Raw genomic sequence first — 18,572 nt, 5'->3', positions numbered from 1 at the left:
GCCTGCCGCAGCAGGTCGCGCGCGCGGGCCAGCTCACCCAGCTGGGCCATGGCGATGCCGCGCAGGGCCAGCGCGGGTGGGTCGTCGCGCAGCGCCACGCGCTTGAGCGCGCCCAGCGGGTCCCCGGCGGCCAGCGCGCGTGCGGCGGCGGTGATCAGCGAATCCATGGCGACAGCCTACACGCAGCCGTGCGCCAGGGCCGTGCGCGGCCGGGTGGGGGATACTCGCCCGCTTCACGCCCCCGGCCGCCGCGGGGGGCCCCCACGGCCTAGACACAAGGACCCCCATTGAAATCCGCCAGCGCCACCACCTTCGACGAGGCCTACTACCAGCGCTACTACTTCGACAAGAAGACCAGCGTGGTGGACCCGGACCATGTCGAGCGCCTGGGCACGTTCGTGTGCAGCTACCTCAAGTACCTGCGCGTGCCGGTGCAGCGTGTGCTGGACGTGGGCTGCGGCATCGGGCTGTGGAAGGACATCGTGGCGCGGCATTTCCCGCTGGCCACCTACCAGGGCGTGGAGTTCAGCGCCTACCTGTGCGAGCGCTTCGGATGGCAGCAGGGCTCGGTGGTGGACTATGCGGCCGGCGAGCCGTTCGACCTCGTCATCTGCCAGGGCGTGCTGCCCTACCTGAGCCCGCCGGACCTGAAGGCCGCGCTGCACAACCTGGGGCGCCTGAGCCGCGGCGCGCTGTACGTGGAGGCCGTCTCGCGCGAGGACTACGAGCGCGACATCATCGACGAGGACCTGACCGATCCGCGCCTGTTCCGCCACCGCGCCGAGCTGTACCGGCGCGGCCTGCAGGAGGGCGCGATCGAACTGGGCGGCGGCGTGTGGCTGAGCCGGCAGGCGCAGGTGCCGCTGTTTGCCCTGGAACAGGCGGGCGGGCAGTGACGCATTCCCCCGCGAACCCCGCCGCGCCGCACGCGGTGGCGCGCCTGCGTGCCGAGCGCCTGGCGCGCAGCGCCAAGCCCTTCCTGGCCCGGGGCGGCCCCAGGGGCGAGCGCTGCGCGGGCTGCCGCCTGGTGCCCAGCCACTGCATCTGCGCGCTGCGGCCCGTGCTGCCCACGCGCGCGGGCATGTGCCTGCTGATGGCCGACATCGAACCGCTCAAGCCCAGCAACACGGGCTGGCTGATCGCCGACGTGGTGCCCGACACGTTTGCCTTTGGCTGGGCCCGCACCGAGGTGCACCCCGGCCTGCTGGCGCTGCTGTCCGACCCGCAGTGGCAGCCGTATGTGGTGTTCCCTGGCGAGTTCGTGGCGCCCGGGCGCGTGGTCACGCAGGTGGCCATGCCAGAAGGCAAGCGCCCGCTGTTCGTGCTGCTCGACGCCACTTGGCCCGAGGCCCGCAAGATGTTCCGCAAGAGCCCGTACCTCGACCTCCTGCCCGTGCTTAGCCTGCAGCCCGAGCAGCTCTCGCGCTACCACCTGCGCCGGTCCACCCGCAGGGACCATTTCTGCACGTCCGAGGTCGGCGCCCTGTGCCTGGAGCTGGCGGGCGAGGCACATGCCGCGCAGGCGCTGGAGGCGTACCTGGACGTGTTCACCACCCACTACCTCGAGGCCAAGCACCAGCGGCCCGTGGATGCGGGCGACGCGGTGCACCAGCGGCTGGCCGCGCTTCGCGCCCGGGACGCGGGGGCGCTGTAGCCGCGCATCGCGTACCACGGGCCTAGCGTGCGGCCGCGTCCGCCGCCATGCGGCCTTGCACGGCCCGCGCGACACCCTCCGGCTCCAGGTACGGGCTGCACGACTGGTACAGCGCAAACTTCTTCTCCGCGGGCGCCCCCACCAGCTCGGCGGACACCTCGGGCGCGGATTGCCTGAGCGCTTCCAGGTGGAAGCCGCCCTCCCCGGGGTGCAGCTCCACGGCGGCCGCGATCATCGCCGCCGCCGCTGCGCGCATGCCTTCCTGCCGGGGTTTCGCCACGCCGAGCGACAGCCCGTTGAACACATGGCCGCAGCGGATGAGGTCCAGGGCCACCGCCTTGCGGGCGCCTGCCTGCGCGGGCGTGCCTTTGCTGCCGTGCATGCCGTCCAGGTAGGCCTCCACGTCCAGGGGCGGGTGGCCGGGCGCGCACGCCCCCTGGTACCTGCCGGCAAAGGCCTTCTTCGTCATCATCATCGGCGGGCCCGCGGAAGCCGCCATGCTGCTGTCGATGACGAGCTGGTCGCCGTCGGCGTGCACCGTGAACCGGTAGCGGTGCGGGGCGCTGGCGCCCAGGGCCGGGCCCGTGCAGCTGGCCGCCCAGGTTTCGTGGCCGGGCATCGGCCGGGCGGACTCGCTGAGCGTGCAGTCCACGCCGCGCTGCTGCAGGGCGAGTTTCCAGGCGGCGGCCGTGAGGCGGGCCATGTGCTCCGAGGTCACGCACACCACCGCCGGGCCGCCGAGTGCATCGGCGTACGCGCCCGGGCGGAACCCGGCCGCCGCCGCCGGCTGCGCGGCCCCGGCGCACCCACAGGCCAGCAGGCACCCGAGCAAGACGGCGCGCAGGGCAGGGGCTGGGGGCGCAATGGCGAAGGGCATGGGGAAGGTCTCCGGGGAGCTGGGCGCGGCGGGGAAGGGATGGCGTGCCCACGGGGGCGGGCAGCCGCCGGATTGTCGTTCAGCACGTGGCGTCCGCCGCGCCCGCCCCCACCCGCCAAGGCCGTGCACCGGCCATGCGGCGACAATGGTCCGCTTCCCCTCTAGCGCACAGGCCCGATGAAAGCACCCCCCAGACTCCAGTCCCTCATCGAGGAAGGCCTGATCGACACCGTGGTCCGGCAGCTCATGAGCGGCAAGGAGGCCATGGTCTACGTGGTGCGTTGCGGGGACGACACCCGCTGCGCCAAGATCTACAAAGAGGCCAACAACCGCAGCTTCCGCCAGGCGGTGGACTACACCGAGAACCGCAAGGTCAAGAACTCGCGCTCGGCCCGCGCCATGGCCAAGGGCAGCAAGTTCGGCCGGCAGGAGCAGGAGGCCGCCTGGCAAAGCGCCGAGGTCGATGCGCTGTACCGCCTGGCCGCCGCGGGCGTGCGCGTGCCGCAGCCCTACAACTTTCACGACGGCGTGCTGCTGATGGAGCTGGTGACCGACGCCCACGGCGACGCCGCGCCGCGCCTGAACGACGTGAGCTTCACGCCCGAGGACGCGCGCACCCACCACGCCACGCTGGTGGCCGAGGTGGTGCGCATGCTGTGCGCGGGTGTGGTGCATGGGGACCTGTCGGAGTTCAACATCCTGCTGGCGCACCTGCCCGGTGCTGATGGCGAAGGGGGCCACGATGGCCCCGTCATCATCGACCTGCCCCAGGCGGTGGACGCCGCCGGCAACAACCATGCCCAGCGCATGCTGCTGCGCGACGTGGCCAACCTGCGCGACTTCTTCGGCCAGTTCGCGCCCGAGCTGCGCAGCACCCAGTACGGCCCCGAGATCTGGAGCCTGTTCCAGAGCGGCCTGCTCGACAACGCCACGCCGCTCACGGGCCGCTACGCGCCGGACCATGCCGACGTGGACATGCAGGCGGTGCTGCGCGAGATCGACGATGCGCGGGCCGAGGACGCGGCGCGCAGGCTGCGCATGGCCGCGGGCTGAGGCGTCCTTTCAGCGGCGGCCGTGCCCGCCAGCGCCCGCCGGAGCGGCAAACGCGCGGCTCAGGTAGCGCGACCCGCGAAGCCCGAAGCGCCACGGCACATCGACCGCCTTGGAAATGCCGATGCGCGGGCCGGCCACCACGCCGACGGGGTGGCAGCCGGGGGCGCCGGCCGCATCGGGCTCCAGCAGCGCGAATGGCGGCAGGTGCAGCGGCCGTCCGTTGAAGCTGGCATCGATGCCCAGCGCCTGGGCCAGGCGCCCGGGGCCCGCGCACAGCAGATGCACGTCCTCCAGCCCGCGCCGCGCCTGCATGGTGCCGATGCCGTGGGTGGGCTCCAGCGCGCGCAGCAGCACGCCGGCGCCGTGCCCGGCCTCGCGGCACACGGTGTTGATGCACCAGTGCAGGCCGTACGAGCGGTACACGTACGCGCAGCCCGGTGGCCCGAACATGGCGGCGTTGCGCGCGGTGGGCCCGCCAAAGGTGTGCGATGCCGGGTCCGACTGGTCGTAGGCCTCGGTCTCCACGATGCGGCCGCCCACGCCGTCCACGAGCAGCGTCACGCCGATCAGGCGCCGCGCCACCTCGTGCGCGGGGGCCGCGAAATCGATGGCGGCCCGCACGAGCGGCGGGCCGGGCGGGGGTGTTGCGGGCAGGTGCAGGGCGGGCGAAGGGGCGCGGGGCATGCGGGCAATGCTATCGGGGCGCCGGGGAGGGCGTCGCGGTGGGTGATCCCGGGCTTCCGTGCGCCACGGCCTACGTCCCCGCAGCCCGAGGCAGCGCCGGTGCGTCCCGTCGGGCCGCAGCGCCCCCGGCGTGCGGCACAATCGCGCGCTTTTCCTGCCTCTGCCCCCCGTCCGCCTTCACGCCCATGCCCCTGCCCGAGATCCTCATCCGCGACTTTCGCCCCGGCGATGAAGCCCTGCTGCACGCCGTCTTCCACGCGTCGGTGCACGGCCTGGCCGCGAGGCACTACACCCCCGGGCAGCTCGCGGCCTGGGCACCTCCGCAGCACGACGCCGCGCAGTGGGCCGCCCGCATGCGGGCCAACCAGCCCTTCGTCGCCCAGGCCGCGGACGGCAACGCCATCGCGGGGTTTGCCGACCTGCAGCCCACGGGGTACATCGACCAGTTCTTCGTCGCGCCCGACTGGGCCGGCCAGGGCGTGGCCCGCGCGCTCATGGCGCACATCCACGCGCAGGCGGCGCGGCGCGGCATCGCGCGGCTGCATGCCGATGTGAGCCTGGCCGCCGAGGCCTTCTTCGCCGCCAGCGGCTTCGAGGTCCTGGCACGCCAGCACGCCGAGCGGCAGGGCGTGGTGCTGCGCAATGCGCGCATGGCCAAGCTGCTGGGGCCGCATTAAGCTCTTGTTTTGATAGCTTGCTGTGCCGATCCATCCAGCGCCGGCGCGCTGCCGAGCCTGTGGCGGGGAGTGGTTCGGGCGCCGTGTTTCGCCCGGGCGTGCGCGGGTGGCTTACAGTAGCCGCCCCGCAGCATGCAATCCCACCCCGACACCACGGCCCCCAAGGCTGCCCCCCCATGACCAAAGACCTGGCGCGACAGAACGAACTCAAACCCATGGCGCTGTGCGAGCCCTGCCAGGGCATCCAGCGCAACTGGCGCAAGGCGCCGGGCCATGCCGAACTGGTGCAGCGGGGCAATCGCAAGGAAGACCGCGACCACGGCTCCGTCACCATCACCCGCTACGTGTGCGACCGCTGCGGAACCGCGTGGGAGTACGAGAATGACAAGACCAACCAGCAGGCCGGCTGGTCGGTGGTGGGGCGCTAGGCGCGCCGGGTGGCCCGTTCCCCGCGCGCCGTCGCCCGCTCCGGGGCGCCCCTGGCCGCCAGCACCATGGCCAGCAGCACGCAGGCCAGGCCCGCCCATTGCCAGGGGCGCACGGACTCGCCGAGCAGCAGCACCGACAGCACCAGGGCCGACACGGGCAGCCACACCGTGGCCAGCGAGGCGCGCACGCCGCTGGTGCGCGTGCTGCCGGCGTACCACAGCAGAAAGCCGCCCACCGTGGGCACCCACGCGTAGTACAGCACGCCCGCCAGCGCGGGCGCGCCGAAGGCCAGGGGGGTGGCGGCGCGCCACGCCAGCCACGCGGCGGGCAGGGCCGACAGCAGCAGGCCGCCCGCCGACATGAGGGTGGACAGCGCCAGCGCGGGCACCGGCCGCGCCAGGCGCTTGTGGGCCAGGATGAAGACCGCCTCGCAGGCCACGGCGGCCAGCACCAGCGCGATGCCCGCCAGCCGCGCGGGGCTGGCCCCGCCGCCGCCGGGCGAGAAAGCCACGGCCATCACGCCCAGCGTGGCCAGCCCGATGGCCAGCACCAGGCGCAGCGCGGGCCGCTCACCCAGCACCACGGCCGAGAGCAGCGCGGCCGCGGCAGGCAGCGTGCCCGCCACGATGCCCGCGTCCGATGCGCTCGACAGCGTGACGCCCAGGATGAGCAGCACCGAGTACCCCACGCTCCCCGCAGCCGCCTGCACCGTGAGCAGCACCGCGTCGCGCCGGCCCACGCGCGGCAGCCGCTGGCCGCGCCAGCGCATCAGCGCAAAGAACACGGGCAGCGCCAGCGCGTGCCGCAGCACGGTGGCGAGAAAAGGTTCGATGTCCTGGCCGATGACCTTGCTGGCCACCACCGTGCTGCCCACGAGCACCATCGCCAGGCTGCACAGCAGCTGGCCCTTGAGTGAATCTGACATGACCGGAAACCCTGCCGAAGTGGTGAATCAGCGGCCAGTCTGCGGCGTCTGGCGCGGCGCGTCTTGAACGTTATTGCGCCGCCGGGCCGCGCCGGGCCTTCTGCCACGCGCCCGGCGTGAAGCCGAACTGCCGCGTGAACATGCGCGTCATGTGGCTCTGGTCGGCGAAGCCGCTGGCCGCCGCCGCATCGGCCAGGCCCACGCCCTGGCCGATCAGGTGGCGGCTGCGCTCGGCGCGCTGCTGCAGCAGCCAGGCGTGCGGCGGCAGCCCGTAGGTGCCGGCGAAACGCCGCAGCAGCTGGTAGCGGCTGAGCCCGGCGAAGGCGGCCATCTGCGCGAGCGTGGGGGGCGCCAGGGGCGCGTCGGCCAGCCAGTCGCGCACCTGCCCGAGCGCGGGCGCGGCGTGGGCGGTGCGCGGGGCAGTTGCCGGGGGCGTGCTGGCGTGGCGCTGCAGCAGCAGGGCGCAGGTCTGGGCCAGCGACTCCTCGCAGGCCAGGCGGTCCACGGCGCCGGCCATCGCTGCGGTGGGCGGCGCCGGCGGCTGCACCACATTCCACAGGGCGATGCGCGCGACCAGGGTGTGGAGCGCGCGGGCCAGGGCGGCGTCCTGGATCACGGGGCGCGTGAGCGCGATGCCGGCCTGCCCCGCCACGGCGCCCTCGTCGTCGGCCAGGGCCTGCAGCACCGCCGGTTCGATGTACACCATGCGCCAGCGGCGCGATGCGCTGCCCAGCGGCTGCCCGTCGTGCACCTCGCCCGGGTTGGTGGTGATGAGGTCGCCCGCATAGGCATCCACCGGCCCGCGCCCGCTGGCCGAGCTTTGCGCGCCGTCGTCCAGCAGGCCCAGCCCGTAGACTGCGTGCCAGTGCTTGCCGTAGCGGCGGGAACTTTCGGCGCGTGTGCAGTACACACCTTGCCAGGGCGAGGCAAAAACCTGGCAATGGTGCACGGGCGGGGGCGTCATGGCGCCGATTATTGCGGGCCCGCGCCGCCCGGGGCCGATCCCACCACCACCATCACCGCAGCAAAGGAGCGCACGCATGGTGCACCGCAGAAGATTCCTGGGCACCGCGCTGCGGGGCCTGGCCGGGGGGGCCTCCGCCCTGGCCGGGCTGCGCGCCGCCCGGGCCCAGCCCAGCTACACCGTGCCGCTCGGGCAGCTGCAGGAGGCCGTGGCGCAGAAGTTTCCGCGCAGCGTGCCGGTGCAGGGGCTGGTGGACCTGGCCGTGCAGGCGCCGCGCCTGCGCCTGCTGCCCGAGGCCAACCGGCTGGGAGCCACCATGGCCGTGGAGGTCGCGGGCCCGGCGCTGCGCCGCAGCCATGCGGGCACGTTCGATGTGGAATTCGCGTTGCGCTACGAGGCCGGCGACCGCACGGTGCGTGCCCACCAGATCCGGCTGGGGCGCCTGGATTTCCCGAGCCTCAAGCCGGCCGTGAACGAGATGCTCAACGCCTACGGCCCGGTGCTCGCCGAGCAGTCGCTGCGCGAGGTGGTGCTGCACCAGTTGCGCCCGCAGGAAACGGCCGTGTTCGACGGCCTGGGCCTGCAGCCGGGGCCCATCACCGTGACGGCCCGGGGACTGGTGGTGGCCTTCGTGAACAAGCCGCAGCCTTGAGCGCCGTCGTCCGCATTTGTCTACATTTGCTATTAAAAATATAGCTATTAGCGCTGAATGGATAAGCGCTGAAGGCCTTTTTGCCTGAAATTCCCTGGACGGCTTTCGCGGGTCAGCGCGGCGCGCCCTGCGCGCGCTGCTGGGCCGCCGCGAACGCCTGCGTGCGGATCCACTGCAGCGCATGGCCGCGCCGGTGGCTGTCCGGCGACACCGTGGAGGTGGTGGCCACCACCAGGTCCAGGGGTGGGTACACCCAGATGAACTGGCCGCCGTAGCCGCTGGCCAGGAAGGTCGGGCGCGGCGCTGGCGACGGCACCACCCACCACAGGTAGCCGTACGACAGACCCACCGGCGGGCCGCCCGCGTTCTGCGCCTTCACCGACGCATCGGCGAACGCCTCGGGCACCAGCGGCTGGCCGTTCCACCGTCCATGCCGCAGGTAGAGCTGGCCCAGCTTGGCCATGTCGAGCGTGCGCAGGTGCAGGCCCTGCCGGTACGACGGCTCGGCGAAGCCCAGGGGGCCCACCAGCTGCTGGCGCGCGTAGTCGGCCAGGGGCATGCCCGTGGCTTTCTCCAGCACGGCGACGAGCAGCGGCACGACCGAGTTGTCGTAGGCGAAGGCCTGGCCCGGGGCGCTGGCCAGCGGGCGTGCCCAGGCATCGCGCGGGCGCAGCGGCGCGGCGGTGCCGATGGCGTCGCGGACCGCGAAGCCCGCCGTCAGCGTGAGCAGGTGCCGCAGCGTGATGGCGGCCGCGCGCGGGTCGCTGTGGGCTCCGGCCCACTCGGGCACCAGGTCCACCACGCGCTGGTCCACGCTGGCGATGCGGCCCTGCGCGAGGGCCGTGCCCAGCAGCACCGACAGCGCGCTTTTGGACGCGGACTGCGTGTCGCGCAGCTTCTCGGCGTCGCCGTCGCGGTAGAACGAGTACACCACGCGCCCGTCCAGCACCACCACGGCGCTCTGCACGTCGGTGAACTCGCGGGCCAGCGCGGCATCGGGCCCCTGGAAGGCGGCGGCATCCAGTGCCTGCTCGCCGGGGGCCGGGGCTTCGCGCCAGGCGGCGGCGGGTGCCGGCTGGGCCAGCGCGGCGCCAGCGGCCAGGCAGGCGGGCAGGGCCAGGGCGATGCAGGTCGAACGGCGGGTCCAGCGGGGGCGCATGCGGGCTCCTTCGGGCGAAGAACGGACGGTGCGCGCAGTGTAGGCGCCGCAACCTTTGCGCCGGCCAAAGAACAAAGGCGGCGCGGCGGGGGACAGTGCCGCGCGCCTGTGCTCAGGCCCTGCCGCCGCTGCCCACGGCCCTGCGCAGCGCCGCGCGTGCGAGCAGCCGCGTGGAGTCGAGCGTGGGCAGCGCGGAATTCGCGTCGCTGATGATGAGCGGAATCTCGGTGCAGCCCAGCACTACGGCATCGCAGCCCTCTTCGCGCTGCATGCGCGCGATCACGCGCTGGAACGTGGCCACCGCCTCGGGCCGCACCACGCCGGGCACCAGCTCGTCCATGATGATGCGGCTGATCTCGGTGCGCTCGGCCTCGGTGGGGCGCACGCAGGCCAGGCCCTGGGCGGCCAGCTTGTCGGGGTAGACGCTGCTGTCCACCAGCCAGCGCGTGCCCGTCAGCGCCAGCCGCCGGTGGCCCCGCGCCGCCGCCTCGGCGGCCACCACCTCGGCGATGTGCAGCCACGGCAGCGGCGAGTGGGGGGCCACGCGGTCGAAGGCCTGGTGGATGGTGTTGTCCGGGCAGACCAGGAAGTCCGCGCCCGCGCGTGCCAGCGTGCGGGCCGATGCCAGCATGAGGTCGGCCACGCCCTGCAGGTCGCCCCGCTCCAGGCAGTCGACATAGGCGGCCAGCGAGGGGGTATGCATCGACACCTCGGGGTGCGCATGGGCCTGGCCCAGGATCGCGGCACCTTCGGTGCAGATGGTGCGGTAGCACAGCGCCGCGCCCTCGGCGGAGCAGCCCACGATGCCGATGTGCAGCGGCGCGGCGCCGGAAGGCATGGAAGGGGCGGGGGTGATGGAAGCGGTCATGCGGTTGGGCGGGTGGCCGGAGGGCGCCGTGTCGGCGGACAGGCGCCATGATGCCAGCAGCGCTTCCCACGCGGCCATGCCCGGTGGGCCACGGCCTCCTGCGCGCGGGCGCTGCGGGTCAGTCTCCGCGCACCCGCTGCGCGAAGCCGCGCTGCGCGAACTGCTCCACCACGAAATCCACGAACACCCGGGTGCGCGCGGGCAGCAGCTTCTTGCTAGGGTAGTAGAGCGAGGTGGGGCCGGCGTCTGCCCACCAGCCGGGCAGCACGCGCACCAGGCCGCCGTTGGCCAGCCAGGGCTGCGCGAACGGCATGGGCAGCACGGCCAGGCCCAGGCCCATCAGCGCGGCCTGGCACATGGCTTCGGGGTCGTCGAACACGGCGCGCGGGCGGAACTCGGCCGCGGCGGCCTCGCCCGCCCTGTTGCGCAGCGTGATGACCGGGATGCGCCCCGTGCGGATGGCGCGGCGCGCGATGCCGTCCCACCGCGCCAGGTCCGCCGGGTGGCGCGGTGCCTTGCAGCCCTTGAGCAGCGCGGGCGAGCCCACCACCACCAGGTGGATCGGGCCCAGCGTGCGCGCCACCATGTCGGGGTTCAGGTTCAGGCCGCCGCCGATGCCCGCGTCAAAGCCCTCGCCGATCAGGTCGACCTGGCGGTTCTCGAAGCGCCAGTCGGGCTGGATGGCGGGGTAGCGCTGCAAGAACTCGGTGAGCAGCGGCACCAGGTAGGCCCGGCCAAAGGCCTGGCCCATGCTCACCTTGAGCGTGCCCGCGGGCTGCTGCTCGGCCTCGGCCGCGTGGTCCACCGCATCGGCCAGCGCCGTCAGCGGCGGGCCGATCTGCGCAAGCAGGCGCTGTCCGCCCTCGGTGAGCGTGAGGCGCCGCGTGCTGCGCTGGAACAGCCGCACGCCCAGGCTGGCCTCCAGGCGCGCCACATTCTTGCTCACGGCGGCGGGCGTGAGGCCCATCTGCCGCGCGGCGGCCGAGAAGCTGCCGCACTCGGCGGACTGGACGAAGGACTCGAGATGGCTCAGGGGCTGCATGGCCCACATTTTCAACTGCTGGTTGAAATAGATCCAGCCCATTCATGGCTACCGCCCGTGCAATGGTTTTCCGACACTGCAGGTGTTCCCGGTTCTGCCACGAACCGCTTCCTCTTCACCATCACTTTTTCTGGAGAAACACCATGTCTTCCGTGCCCCACACCACACCCCCCGCCCCCGGGCCCGCCGCTGCTTCACGCGTGCTGGCCGGCAAGGCCGCCTTCGTCACCGGCGGCGCGCGCGGCATTGGCGCGGCCATCGTGCGGCGCCTGGCACGCGATGGCGCGGCCGTGGCCTTCACGTACAGCAGCTCCGAAGCCCCCGCCCAGGCGCTGGTGGCCGCCATCGAGGCGGACGGCGGCAAGGCCCTGGCGTTGCGGGCCGACAGCGCGGATGCGCAGGCGCTCGCGCAGGCCATCGACGGCGCGGCGCGCACGCTGGGCCGCCTGGACATCCTCGTCAACAACGCCGGCGTGGCGGTGGCGGGCGAGCTGGACAGCTTCGCGCTGGCGGACTTCGACCACACCCTCGACGTGAACGTGCGCGCCGTGTTCGTGGCCACGCAGGCCGCCGCGCGCCACATGGGCCAGGGCGGCGCCTACGGCCGCGTCATCACCATCGGCAGCACCAATTCCGACCGCGTGCCATGGGCCGGGTTCAGCGTCTATGCGATGAGCAAGGCCGCCATCGTGGGCCTCACGAAAGGGCTGGCGCGCGACCTGGGGCCGCGCGGCATCACCGTGAACAACGTGCAGCCCGGTCCCGTCAACACCGACATGAACCCCGCCGACGGCCCTATGGCCGGCAGCATGCACGGCCTGATGGCGCTCGGCCGCCACGCGCACCCCGACGAAATCGCCGGCATGGTGGCCTACCTGGCCGGGCCCGAGTCGGGCATGGTGACCGGGGCCAGCCTGCTCATCGACGGCGGCTTCGCGGCCTGAGCCGCGGCGCGGGCGAGCCCGGGGCGGTTTCTCTTTCTCAGCCCTTGGCCCTGCGCGGCCGGGCCTTGCGGCCGGGGGATGCCGCCAGCTCCTGCGGCGTCAGCGCATGGGCGGGGTTGTTCGCCACCATCTCCACCGCCAGGTCGATGAAGGCGCGCGCGCGGGCGGGCAGCGCGGTGCGGCTGCCGTAGTACACGTACAGGCCCAGGTGCTCGGCCACGTGCTGCGTGAGCAGGGGCACCAGCTGCCCGCTGCGCACCCGCGGCGCGGCCGTGGGGCCCACCAGCTGGCCGATGGCGTGCCCGCCCAGCACGGCGCGGGTTTCCACCTCGATGTCGTTGGTGCAGAACGCGGCGGGGATGGCGTGCGAGACGATGTCGTCCCCCACCTTGAATTCCCACGGCATCGGCTTGCCCGTGGACGGGTGCCGAAAGCCGCTGCAGGTGTGGGCTGCCAGCGCGTCGATGCTGGCGGGCGCGCCGTGTCGTGCGATGTAGGACGGCGCGGCGCACACGATGAGCTGCAGCGCCAGCAGCCGCCGCGCCACCACGCCGCCCTCGGGCGGATAGCCCGAGCGAAAGCCCACGTCCACGCGGTCTTCCACCCAGTTGCCGATGCGGTCGTCGAGCTGCACGTCCGGCTCCACCCGGGGGTGGCGGCGGCAGAACGCGTCGAGCACCGGCCAGATCACCTCCAGCAGGATGGAACGCGGCGCCACGATGCGCAGCGGCCCCGCCATCTCTTCCCGGCCGCGCCGTGCGCCCTGCACGGCGTGCTGCAGCGTGGCCAGGCCGGGCTGCGCCGACGCGAGGAACTGGCGCCCCTCTTCGGTGAGGCTCAGGCTGCGGGTGGTGCGGTGAAACAGCCGCACGCCCAGGTGCGCCTCGAGCTGGACCAGCAGCTGGCTGGAGGCCTGGGGCGTGATGCCCTGCGTGGCGGCGGCCTGGCGCAGGCTGCCCAGTTCGGCCGCCTTCACGAAGTTGGCGATGGCGCGCAGTTCGTTGATGGCCATGGTGGGGTTGGGGAGTGGATTGGCAAGCGTTGCTTGTGAATGTATCCATGAATTATGGGCTAGTCCTATGTCAATGGGCTCCCTACAGTTCACCCCCGTGGGCCCGCCAAGGCGCCCACCCAGCCCATCCACCACCCCTGAACCCCCGAAGGATTCGCCATGGCATTTGCCGACACGACCACCACCACCACCACCGTTTCACCCTCCCGCGTCTGGCTGATCACCGGCGCCTCGCGCGGCCTGGGCGCGCGCATCGCCGAAGCGGCCCTCGCCCAGGGCGATGCCGTGGTCGCCACCGCGCGCGATGCCGCCGCCGTCGGCCAGCGCCTGGGCGGCGGGGGCGCGCTGCTGCCCCTGGCGCTGGACGTGACCGACGAGGCCCAGGCGCAGCACGCCGTCCAGGCCGCGCTCGCGCGTTTCGGCCGCATCGACGTGCTGGTCAACAACGCGGGCTACGGCCTGATGGGGGCGGTGGAGGAAGCCACCGCCGACGAGGTGCGCCGCCTGTACGACACCAACGTGTTCGGCCTGCTGAACGTCACGCGCGCGGTGCTGCCGGCCATGCGGGCGCGCCGCGCGGGGCACGTGATCAACATTTCCTCCCTGGGGGGCGTGCGCTCGAGTGCCGGCTTTGGCCTGTACTGCTCCACCAAGTTCGCGGTGGAAGGCATCACCGAGGCGCTGCACGCCGAGCTCGCGCCGCTGGGCATCCATGCCACGGCGGTGCAGCCGGGGTACTTCCGCACCGAGTTCCTGGATGGCGCGTCGCTGGCGGTCTCGCCCCGCGTGCTGGACGACTATGCGGCCAGCGCGGGCGTGGTGCGCCAGGCGGTGCCCGGCATCAACCTGAAGCAGCCCGGCGACCCGGCGCGGCTGGCCCGCGCCCTGCTGCAGCTGGTGGCCAGCCCCATGCCGCCGGTGCGCCTGCCCCTGGGCTCCGACACGCTGCGCACCATCGCCGAGCAGCATGCGCGGGTGGCCGCCGAGACCGCGCAGTGGAGCGCCGTGGCCGCGTCGACGGACTTTCCCCAGGCTGCCGGGACGGCCGTGGCGTGAAGGGGCGGCCACTGGCTGCGTTCGCTATTGAATGAATAGCATTGGGGCATTGCGGAGACAGCGCTGGATGCCATGGGGGCTCGGATCCGCCGGCCCGCCCGCCGCGACCGGTGCTGTCCTGTCCGCAAGGCTTTCTGGCAGCCGTCCTACAGCGCCGGACCGGCGGACGATCTACAACTGGCACAGGCTTGCCGCATTGCCGCCAGCCCGTGGGCCAGCCATTCCCCAGTCCTCCAGCAAGCGCTTTTCTTCTGCCATGGTGTCTTCCTCCCCCGCTTCCCCCGCCGCGCTCCCGGGCGCTCCCTCGGCCGCGCCGGCCGATCCCGTTTCCCCGGCCGATGCCGCCACCGTGCCGCTGCCGCCGCCCCCGGCGCAGGTGGTGGTCATCACCGGCGCGTCCAGCGGCATCGGCCACGCCACCGCCCTCGCGTTCGCGCGGCGGGGCGCGTGCCTGGTGCTCGCCGCGCGCAACCCCGACACGCTGGCCCCGGTGGCCATGGCCTGCCGCAACGCGGGCGCGGCGGCGGCGCTGGGCGTGCCCACCGATGTGACCGACGCCGATGCCGTGGCCCGGCTGGCCGATACGGCGCTGCGCCACCATGGCCACATCGACGTCTGGGTCAACGGCGTGGGCGTGGGCGCGGTGGGGCGGTTCGACCAGACGCCCCTGGCCGCGCACCGCCGCGTGCTGGAGGCCAACCTGCTCGGGCACCTGCATGGCGCGCATGCGGCGCTGCGGCACTTTCGCGAACGCGGGCAGGGCACGCTCATCAACATGATCTCGGTGGGCGGCTGGCTGCCGTCGCCATATGCGGCCGCGTACACGGCCAGCAAGTTCGGGCTGCGAGGGCTCTCCGAGGCGCTGCGCGCCGAGGTGTCGGACCTGCCGGGGGTCCATGTGTGCGACGTGGCGCCCACCTTCGTCGATTCGCCGGGCCTCTCGCACGGCGCCAACTACACGGGCCGCAGCATCCAGCCCCGCATTCCGCTGCTGGATCCGCGCCGGGTCGCCCAGGCGGTGGCCGCGCTGGCCGACCGGCCCAGGGCCGTGACCTGGCTGGGCGCCGGTGCGGCGCCGGGCCGCGTGGTCCATGCCCTGGCGCCGCAGCGCCTGGGCGCCGCGATGCGCTGGGTGACCGAGCGTGCGCTGCGCGGCGCCCGGCCCGCGCCCCGCAGCGACGGCAACCTGTTCGCACCGTCGCGCGGCACCGCCATCGATGGCGGCCAGCGCGATGCGCGGCGCCACGGCATGGGCCTGGTGGCCGTGCTGGGCGTGGTCGGCCTGGGCCTTGGCGTGTGGGCCGCCCGCCGCCGTTCATCGTGAGGAGCCCGGCATGCCTGTTTCCACCAACACCACCGCCGCCTCGCCCTCCCCGGCGCCCGCGGGCGCGCGCTTCGTGCTGTATGCGCTGCAGGGCCGCGTGTACGCCAGCAACGTCAGGCACAAGCTCGTGGACCTGGGGCGCCTGTCGCAGGAGGGAGACGGCGGCACCTACGCCTACCTGCTCGACGGCGACCAGGCCACGGGCAGCGGGTTCGCCGGTGCGCGGGAGGCGCTGGCGCACATCGCGCGCACGACGAGCTTCCTCTTCCTGGACGGCCAGTTCACCGCGCTGGAAGACCTGGGCGGCACGGGCCGGCCCGATCTGGCGGATGCCCCGCGGCTGGCGGTGGCGCTCGATCCGCTGGGGCGGGGCGCGCCGGTGATCCACGCGCCGGCGTAGGTGCCGGGGCCCGCGCGGAGCGCGCCGTCACACCATGCCGCCGTTGGCGCGCAGGGTCTGCCCGTTGATCCACCCGCCGTCCGGCCCGGCCAGGAAGGCCACGGCGCTGGCGATGTCCTCGGGCGTGCCCAGGCGCTCCATGGGGTTGGCCTGGGCCAGGCGCCCGATCAGCTCGGGCGTCTTGCCGTCCAGGAACAGCGCGGTGGCCGTGGGGCCGGGCGCGATGGCGTTCACCGTGATGTTCCGGCCGCGCAGTTCCTTGGCGAGCACGCTGGTCAGGGTCTCCACCGCGCTCTTGGTGGCGGCGTACACGGCATAGCCCGGCAGGGCCGTGCCGACCAGGCTGGTCGAGAAGTTGACGATGCGCCCCCCGGGCTGCAGCCGGTGCGTGGCCTCGCGCAGGGTGTTGAACGTGCCCTTGAGGTTGATGGCGACCACGCGGTCGAAGGTGGCGTCGTCCGTCTGCGCCAGGTGCGGCAGGGTGGATGGCATCACGCCCGCGTTGTTGACCAGCACGTCCACGCGGCCGAAGGCCTGCTCGGCGGCGTCGAAAAGCTGGCGCGCGGCGCCGCTGTCGGCCACGTCGGCCTGCACCGCCACGGCCGCTCCGCCCGCTGCGGTGATCGCCTGCACCACGGCCTGGGCGTCTTCGGTGCGGCCGGCGTAGTTGACCACCACGCGGAAACCGTCGCGCGCGAGCCGGTGGGCAATGGCGGCGCCGATGCCGCGCGACGCGCCCGTGACGATCGCGGTGCGCGGGCCCATGGGGGCGGACTCTCGGGAAGAGGAGTAGGAGGAAGGGGTGGTGGACAGCGGCTGCATGGAAAGGCTCCTGGTGCGGTGGGGAGGGGACGCCACCCGGTGGCGGCGTGTGGCAGCGGTATTGTTCTGTTGTTGCGAAAATTTATAAATACCTAGAATTGACTTCACTGTTCAATACAGAACAACAATCAAGACCCACCGGGAGCCCTTCGCGATGGACCGCTTTCAATCCATGCAGCTTTTCACGCGCATCGTCGAACTGGGCAGCTTCACCCGCGCGGCCGAAGACCGGCAGCTGCCGCGCGCGAGCGTGACCCTGGCGGTGCAGGCGCTGGAAAAGCGCCTGGGCACGCGGCTCCTGCAGCGCACCACGCGCCACGTGAGCACCACGCCCGACGGGCAGGCGTACTACGAGCGCTGCCAGCGTCTGCTGGCCGACCTGGAGGAAACAGAGGCGGCATTCGGCCACGCCGCGAGCGCGCCGCGTGGCAAGCTGCGCGTGGACCTGCAGGGCACGCTGGCCCGGCATTTCGTGCTGCCGCGCATCGGCGAGTTCTGCACGCGCTACCCCGAGGTGGAACTGGAGATCGGCATGGGCGACCGGCTGGTGGACCTGGTGCGCGAGGGCGTGGACTGCGTGCTGCGCGGCGGCGAGCTGCGCGACTCCACCATGGTGGCGCGGCGCGTGGCACTGCTGCAGCAGGTGACCTGCGCGAGCCGCGGGTACCTGGCGCGCCACGGCACGCCCGCCACCGTGGAGGCGCTGCGCGGGCACCGGGCCGTCAACTTCCTCTCGCAGCGCACGGGCAAGCCCCTGCCTTTTGACTTCATCGTGGACGGCGTGGCCACAAGCGTGCAGCTCAAGGGCCCCGTGGCCGTGAGCGATGCCGATGCGTACCACGCCTGCTGCGCCGCGGGCCTGGGGCTGATCCAGGTGCCGCGCTACCACATCGCGCCCCGGCTGGCCGATGGCAGCCTGTGCGAGGTGCTGGCGCCGTTTCGCCCCGCGCCCATGCCGGTGTCGGTGCTGTACCCGCACAGCCGCCAGCTGTCGCCGCGCGTGCGCGTCTTCGTGGACTGGCTGGCCGGGGTGATGTCGGCCGCGCGCTGAGAACGGCCGGAGCGCGCCTACACCGGGCGCGTGAACTCCATCACCCAGTTCACCTCCCAGGTGGCGCCGCCGTCCTCGGAAAACGCCTGCTGCCAGCGTGGCGCGCCGGTGTGCATCCGTGACCACTCGAAGCGCACCCGCACCGGGCGGCCCTCGAACAGCTCCTGGCCGTCAAAGATGCCGACACCGTCCTGGAAGCCGCCGACCACCGGGGGCTGCAGCATTCCCGTGGCCGGGTCCAGGCCGCCGGTGGCGTTGTCGAGCCAGTAGATGCTCCAGCGCTGCGTGGCGGGGCTGAACACGCGCAGGGTCATGCCCACGAAGCCCGGCTTCCAGGCCAGGGGCGTGAAGTCGTCGCAGTTGCCGATGCCGGCGGGCAGGGGGCGGGCGGTGCCGGTGGCGTCGAACACCTCCCAGTCGGTGCAGCCGGCCAGGCGCCGCACCAGGCGCGTGTTGCGGATGCGCCAGGGGCCCATGAGGAAGTCGAAGTCGCGCGCGGCGCTGGGCGCCACGGCGGGCGAGGGGATGGTGATGAGGTTCGGGGTGGCCATGGTGGGGTCTTTCATCGGTGAAGCGGGGGGCGTCAGGCGTGCAGCGCGGAGCGGGCGGTGGGCTGCAGGCGCAGGGTCTCGGGTTCGCGGGCCAGCCAGGGGGCAAGGCCCGGCGCCACACCCCGCGCCCAGGGGGTGCTGCCGGTGAACGCCTCCAGCGCGGCCTCGCGGCCGAACAGCGCCAGCCCCAGCAGCACATGTTCGCCCTCGCGCACGGGCAGGCGGGGAAAGGTGTTGGGGCTGGTCTCGGTGCAGTACCAGGCCACCTGGCGCGCGCCCCCGCGTTGCAGCGTGGGCGCCATGCGGTGGCGGCAGAAGTCCAGCAGCGCGGGCGTGGCGGCCTCGCGCAGGTGAAACACCGTGGCCGCCACCACGCCGGGGGCCGCGCCGCTGGCGCCCGGCGCCGCGCGCGCGTGCTGGGGCAGCGC

21 protein-coding genes and 2 pseudogenes are annotated in these 18,572 nt (G+C 73.2%); 11 read left to right on the top strand and 12 right to left on the bottom strand.

Annotated features, from left to right (window positions below):
* Positions 1-167, bottom strand: a pseudogene (locus AC07PV_RS24850) (helix-turn-helix domain-containing protein); the annotation flags it as partial.
* Positions 168-287: 120 nt separating this feature from the next.
* Between AC07PV_RS24850 and AC07PV_RS24845 the strand changes: the two are divergent.
* Both AC07PV_RS24845 and AC07PV_RS24840 read left to right on the top strand, forming a co-directional pair.
* A complete protein-coding gene (locus AC07PV_RS24845; protein WP_218298088.1) occupies positions 288-896 on the top strand; it encodes a class I SAM-dependent methyltransferase in 609 nt (202 codons plus the stop codon).
* Positions 893-1,654, top strand: coding sequence for a tRNA-uridine aminocarboxypropyltransferase (locus tag AC07PV_RS24840; protein WP_218298087.1), 762 nt, complete (start codon positions 893-895; stop codon positions 1,652-1,654). Before AC07PV_RS24845 ends, AC07PV_RS24840 begins: the two co-directional genes overlap by 4 nt.
* Before the next feature lie 22 nt (positions 1,655-1,676).
* Here the strand turns inward: AC07PV_RS24840 and AC07PV_RS24835 are convergent, their stop codons facing one another.
* A complete protein-coding gene (locus AC07PV_RS24835; protein ID WP_492254168.1) occupies positions 1,677-2,531 on the bottom strand; it encodes a DUF3617 domain-containing protein in 855 nt (284 codons plus the stop codon).
* A gap of 177 nt (positions 2,532-2,708) precedes the next feature.
* Here AC07PV_RS24835 and AC07PV_RS24830 point away from each other — a divergent pair, with 177 nt between their 5' ends.
* The gene (locus AC07PV_RS24830; RefSeq protein ID WP_494631592.1) at positions 2,709-3,584 is read left to right on the top strand and encodes a PA4780 family RIO1-like protein kinase; all 876 of its coding nucleotides are present in this window, start codon (positions 2,709-2,711) and stop codon (positions 3,582-3,584) included.
* Between the two features lie 9 nt (positions 3,585-3,593).
* On the opposite strand, the gene AC07PV_RS24825 is transcribed toward AC07PV_RS24830, so the two are convergent.
* A complete protein-coding gene (locus AC07PV_RS24825; RefSeq protein WP_492254166.1) occupies positions 3,594-4,268 on the bottom strand; it encodes a DNA-3-methyladenine glycosylase in 675 nt (224 codons plus the stop codon).
* 185 nt (positions 4,269-4,453) lie between these two features.
* Here AC07PV_RS24825 and AC07PV_RS24820 point away from each other — a divergent pair, with 185 nt between their 5' ends.
* Both AC07PV_RS24820 and AC07PV_RS24815 read left to right on the top strand, forming a co-directional pair.
* Positions 4,454-4,945 carry a GNAT family N-acetyltransferase gene (locus AC07PV_RS24820; protein ID WP_494631591.1) on the top strand — a complete coding sequence of 164 codons (492 nt, stop codon included), beginning with the start codon at positions 4,454-4,456 and terminating at the stop codon, positions 4,943-4,945.
* 176 nt (positions 4,946-5,121) lie between these two features.
* On the top strand, positions 5,122-5,373 hold the full coding sequence (locus AC07PV_RS24815) for a hypothetical protein (protein WP_218298083.1): 252 nt from the start codon (positions 5,122-5,124) through the stop codon (positions 5,371-5,373).
* Here the strand turns inward: AC07PV_RS24815 and AC07PV_RS24810 are convergent.
* Positions 5,370-6,299 carry a DMT family transporter gene (locus AC07PV_RS24810; protein WP_494631590.1) on the bottom strand — a complete coding sequence of 310 codons (930 nt, stop codon included), beginning with the start codon at positions 6,297-6,299 and terminating at the stop codon, positions 5,370-5,372. The genes AC07PV_RS24815 and AC07PV_RS24810 overlap by 4 nt on opposite strands.
* Before the next feature lie 70 nt (positions 6,300-6,369).
* Entirely contained in the window at positions 6,370-7,263 is an 894-nt protein-coding gene (locus AC07PV_RS24805) for an AraC family transcriptional regulator (protein WP_369643688.1), read from the bottom strand.
* A 76-nt stretch (positions 7,264-7,339) separates the two neighbouring features.
* Here AC07PV_RS24805 and AC07PV_RS24800 point away from each other — a divergent pair, with 76 nt between their 5' ends.
* Positions 7,340-7,915, top strand: a complete 576-nt coding sequence (locus AC07PV_RS24800) for a DUF1439 domain-containing protein (RefSeq protein ID WP_492245223.1) — start codon at positions 7,340-7,342, stop codon at positions 7,913-7,915.
* A 112-nt stretch (positions 7,916-8,027) separates the two neighbouring features.
* On the opposite strand, the gene AC07PV_RS24795 is transcribed toward AC07PV_RS24800, so the two are convergent.
* The 3 genes from AC07PV_RS24795 to AC07PV_RS24785 form a co-directional block, all read right to left on the bottom strand.
* A complete protein-coding gene (locus tag AC07PV_RS24795) occupies positions 8,028-9,074 on the bottom strand; it encodes a serine hydrolase domain-containing protein (RefSeq protein ID WP_494631588.1) in 1,047 nt (348 codons plus the stop codon).
* A 112-nt stretch (positions 9,075-9,186) separates the two neighbouring features.
* The gene (locus AC07PV_RS24790; RefSeq protein ID WP_494631595.1) at positions 9,187-9,912 is read right to left on the bottom strand and encodes an aspartate/glutamate racemase family protein; all 726 of its coding nucleotides are present in this window, start codon (positions 9,910-9,912) and stop codon (positions 9,187-9,189) included.
* Positions 9,913-10,060: 148 nt separating this feature from the next.
* A complete protein-coding gene (locus tag AC07PV_RS24785; RefSeq protein WP_369643810.1) occupies positions 10,061-10,984 on the bottom strand; it encodes a LysR family transcriptional regulator in 924 nt (307 codons plus the stop codon).
* Between the two features lie 143 nt (positions 10,985-11,127).
* On the opposite strand from AC07PV_RS24785, the gene AC07PV_RS24780 reads away from it, so the two are divergent.
* Positions 11,128-11,928 (top strand): SDR family oxidoreductase, encoded by an 801-nt coding sequence (locus AC07PV_RS24780; RefSeq protein ID WP_494631587.1) that lies wholly within the window; start codon positions 11,128-11,130, stop codon positions 11,926-11,928.
* A gap of 37 nt (positions 11,929-11,965) precedes the next feature.
* Here AC07PV_RS24780 and AC07PV_RS24775 read toward each other — a convergent pair whose 3' ends face one another.
* On the bottom strand, positions 11,966-12,940 hold the full coding sequence (locus AC07PV_RS24775; protein WP_494631586.1) for a LysR family transcriptional regulator: 975 nt from the start codon (positions 12,938-12,940) through the stop codon (positions 11,966-11,968).
* A 159-nt stretch (positions 12,941-13,099) separates the two neighbouring features.
* On the opposite strand from AC07PV_RS24775, the gene AC07PV_RS24770 reads away from it, so the two are divergent.
* The 3 genes from AC07PV_RS24770 (at position 13,100) to AC07PV_RS24760 (ending at position 15,720) form a co-directional block, all read left to right on the top strand.
* Entirely contained in the window at positions 13,100-13,996 is an 897-nt protein-coding gene (locus AC07PV_RS24770; RefSeq protein ID WP_494631584.1) for an oxidoreductase, read from the top strand.
* Between the two features lie 256 nt (positions 13,997-14,252).
* Positions 14,253-15,320: an SDR family oxidoreductase gene (locus AC07PV_RS24765; protein WP_494631583.1), complete on the top strand. Its 1,068-nt coding sequence runs from the start codon at positions 14,253-14,255 to the stop codon at positions 15,318-15,320.
* 10 nt (positions 15,321-15,330) lie between these two features.
* Positions 15,331-15,720: a hypothetical protein gene (locus AC07PV_RS24760; protein ID WP_218341738.1), complete on the top strand. Its 390-nt coding sequence runs from the start codon at positions 15,331-15,333 to the stop codon at positions 15,718-15,720.
* A 27-nt stretch (positions 15,721-15,747) separates the two neighbouring features.
* Here AC07PV_RS24760 and AC07PV_RS24755 read toward each other — a convergent pair whose 3' ends face one another.
* Entirely contained in the window at positions 15,748-16,485 is a 738-nt protein-coding gene (locus AC07PV_RS24755; protein WP_494631594.1) for an SDR family oxidoreductase, read from the bottom strand.
* A 211-nt stretch (positions 16,486-16,696) separates the two neighbouring features.
* Between AC07PV_RS24755 and AC07PV_RS24750 the strand changes: the two genes are divergently transcribed.
* On the top strand, positions 16,697-17,593 hold the full coding sequence (locus AC07PV_RS24750; protein ID WP_218298074.1) for a LysR family transcriptional regulator: 897 nt from the start codon (positions 16,697-16,699) through the stop codon (positions 17,591-17,593).
* A 17-nt stretch (positions 17,594-17,610) separates the two neighbouring features.
* Here AC07PV_RS24750 and AC07PV_RS24745 read toward each other — a convergent pair whose 3' ends face one another.
* On the bottom strand, positions 17,611-18,144 hold the full coding sequence (locus tag AC07PV_RS24745; RefSeq protein WP_218298073.1) for a hypothetical protein: 534 nt from the start codon (positions 18,142-18,144) through the stop codon (positions 17,611-17,613).
* Positions 18,145-18,176: 32 nt separating this feature from the next.
* Positions 18,177-18,572: pseudogene (locus AC07PV_RS24740) on the bottom strand (NIPSNAP family protein); the annotation flags it as partial.

This window comes from Acidovorax sp. GW821-FHT09A11, assembly GCF_059418365.1.
Note: the sequence above shows the minus strand (reverse complement) of the source record. Positions and strands in the feature narration are given on the sequence as shown.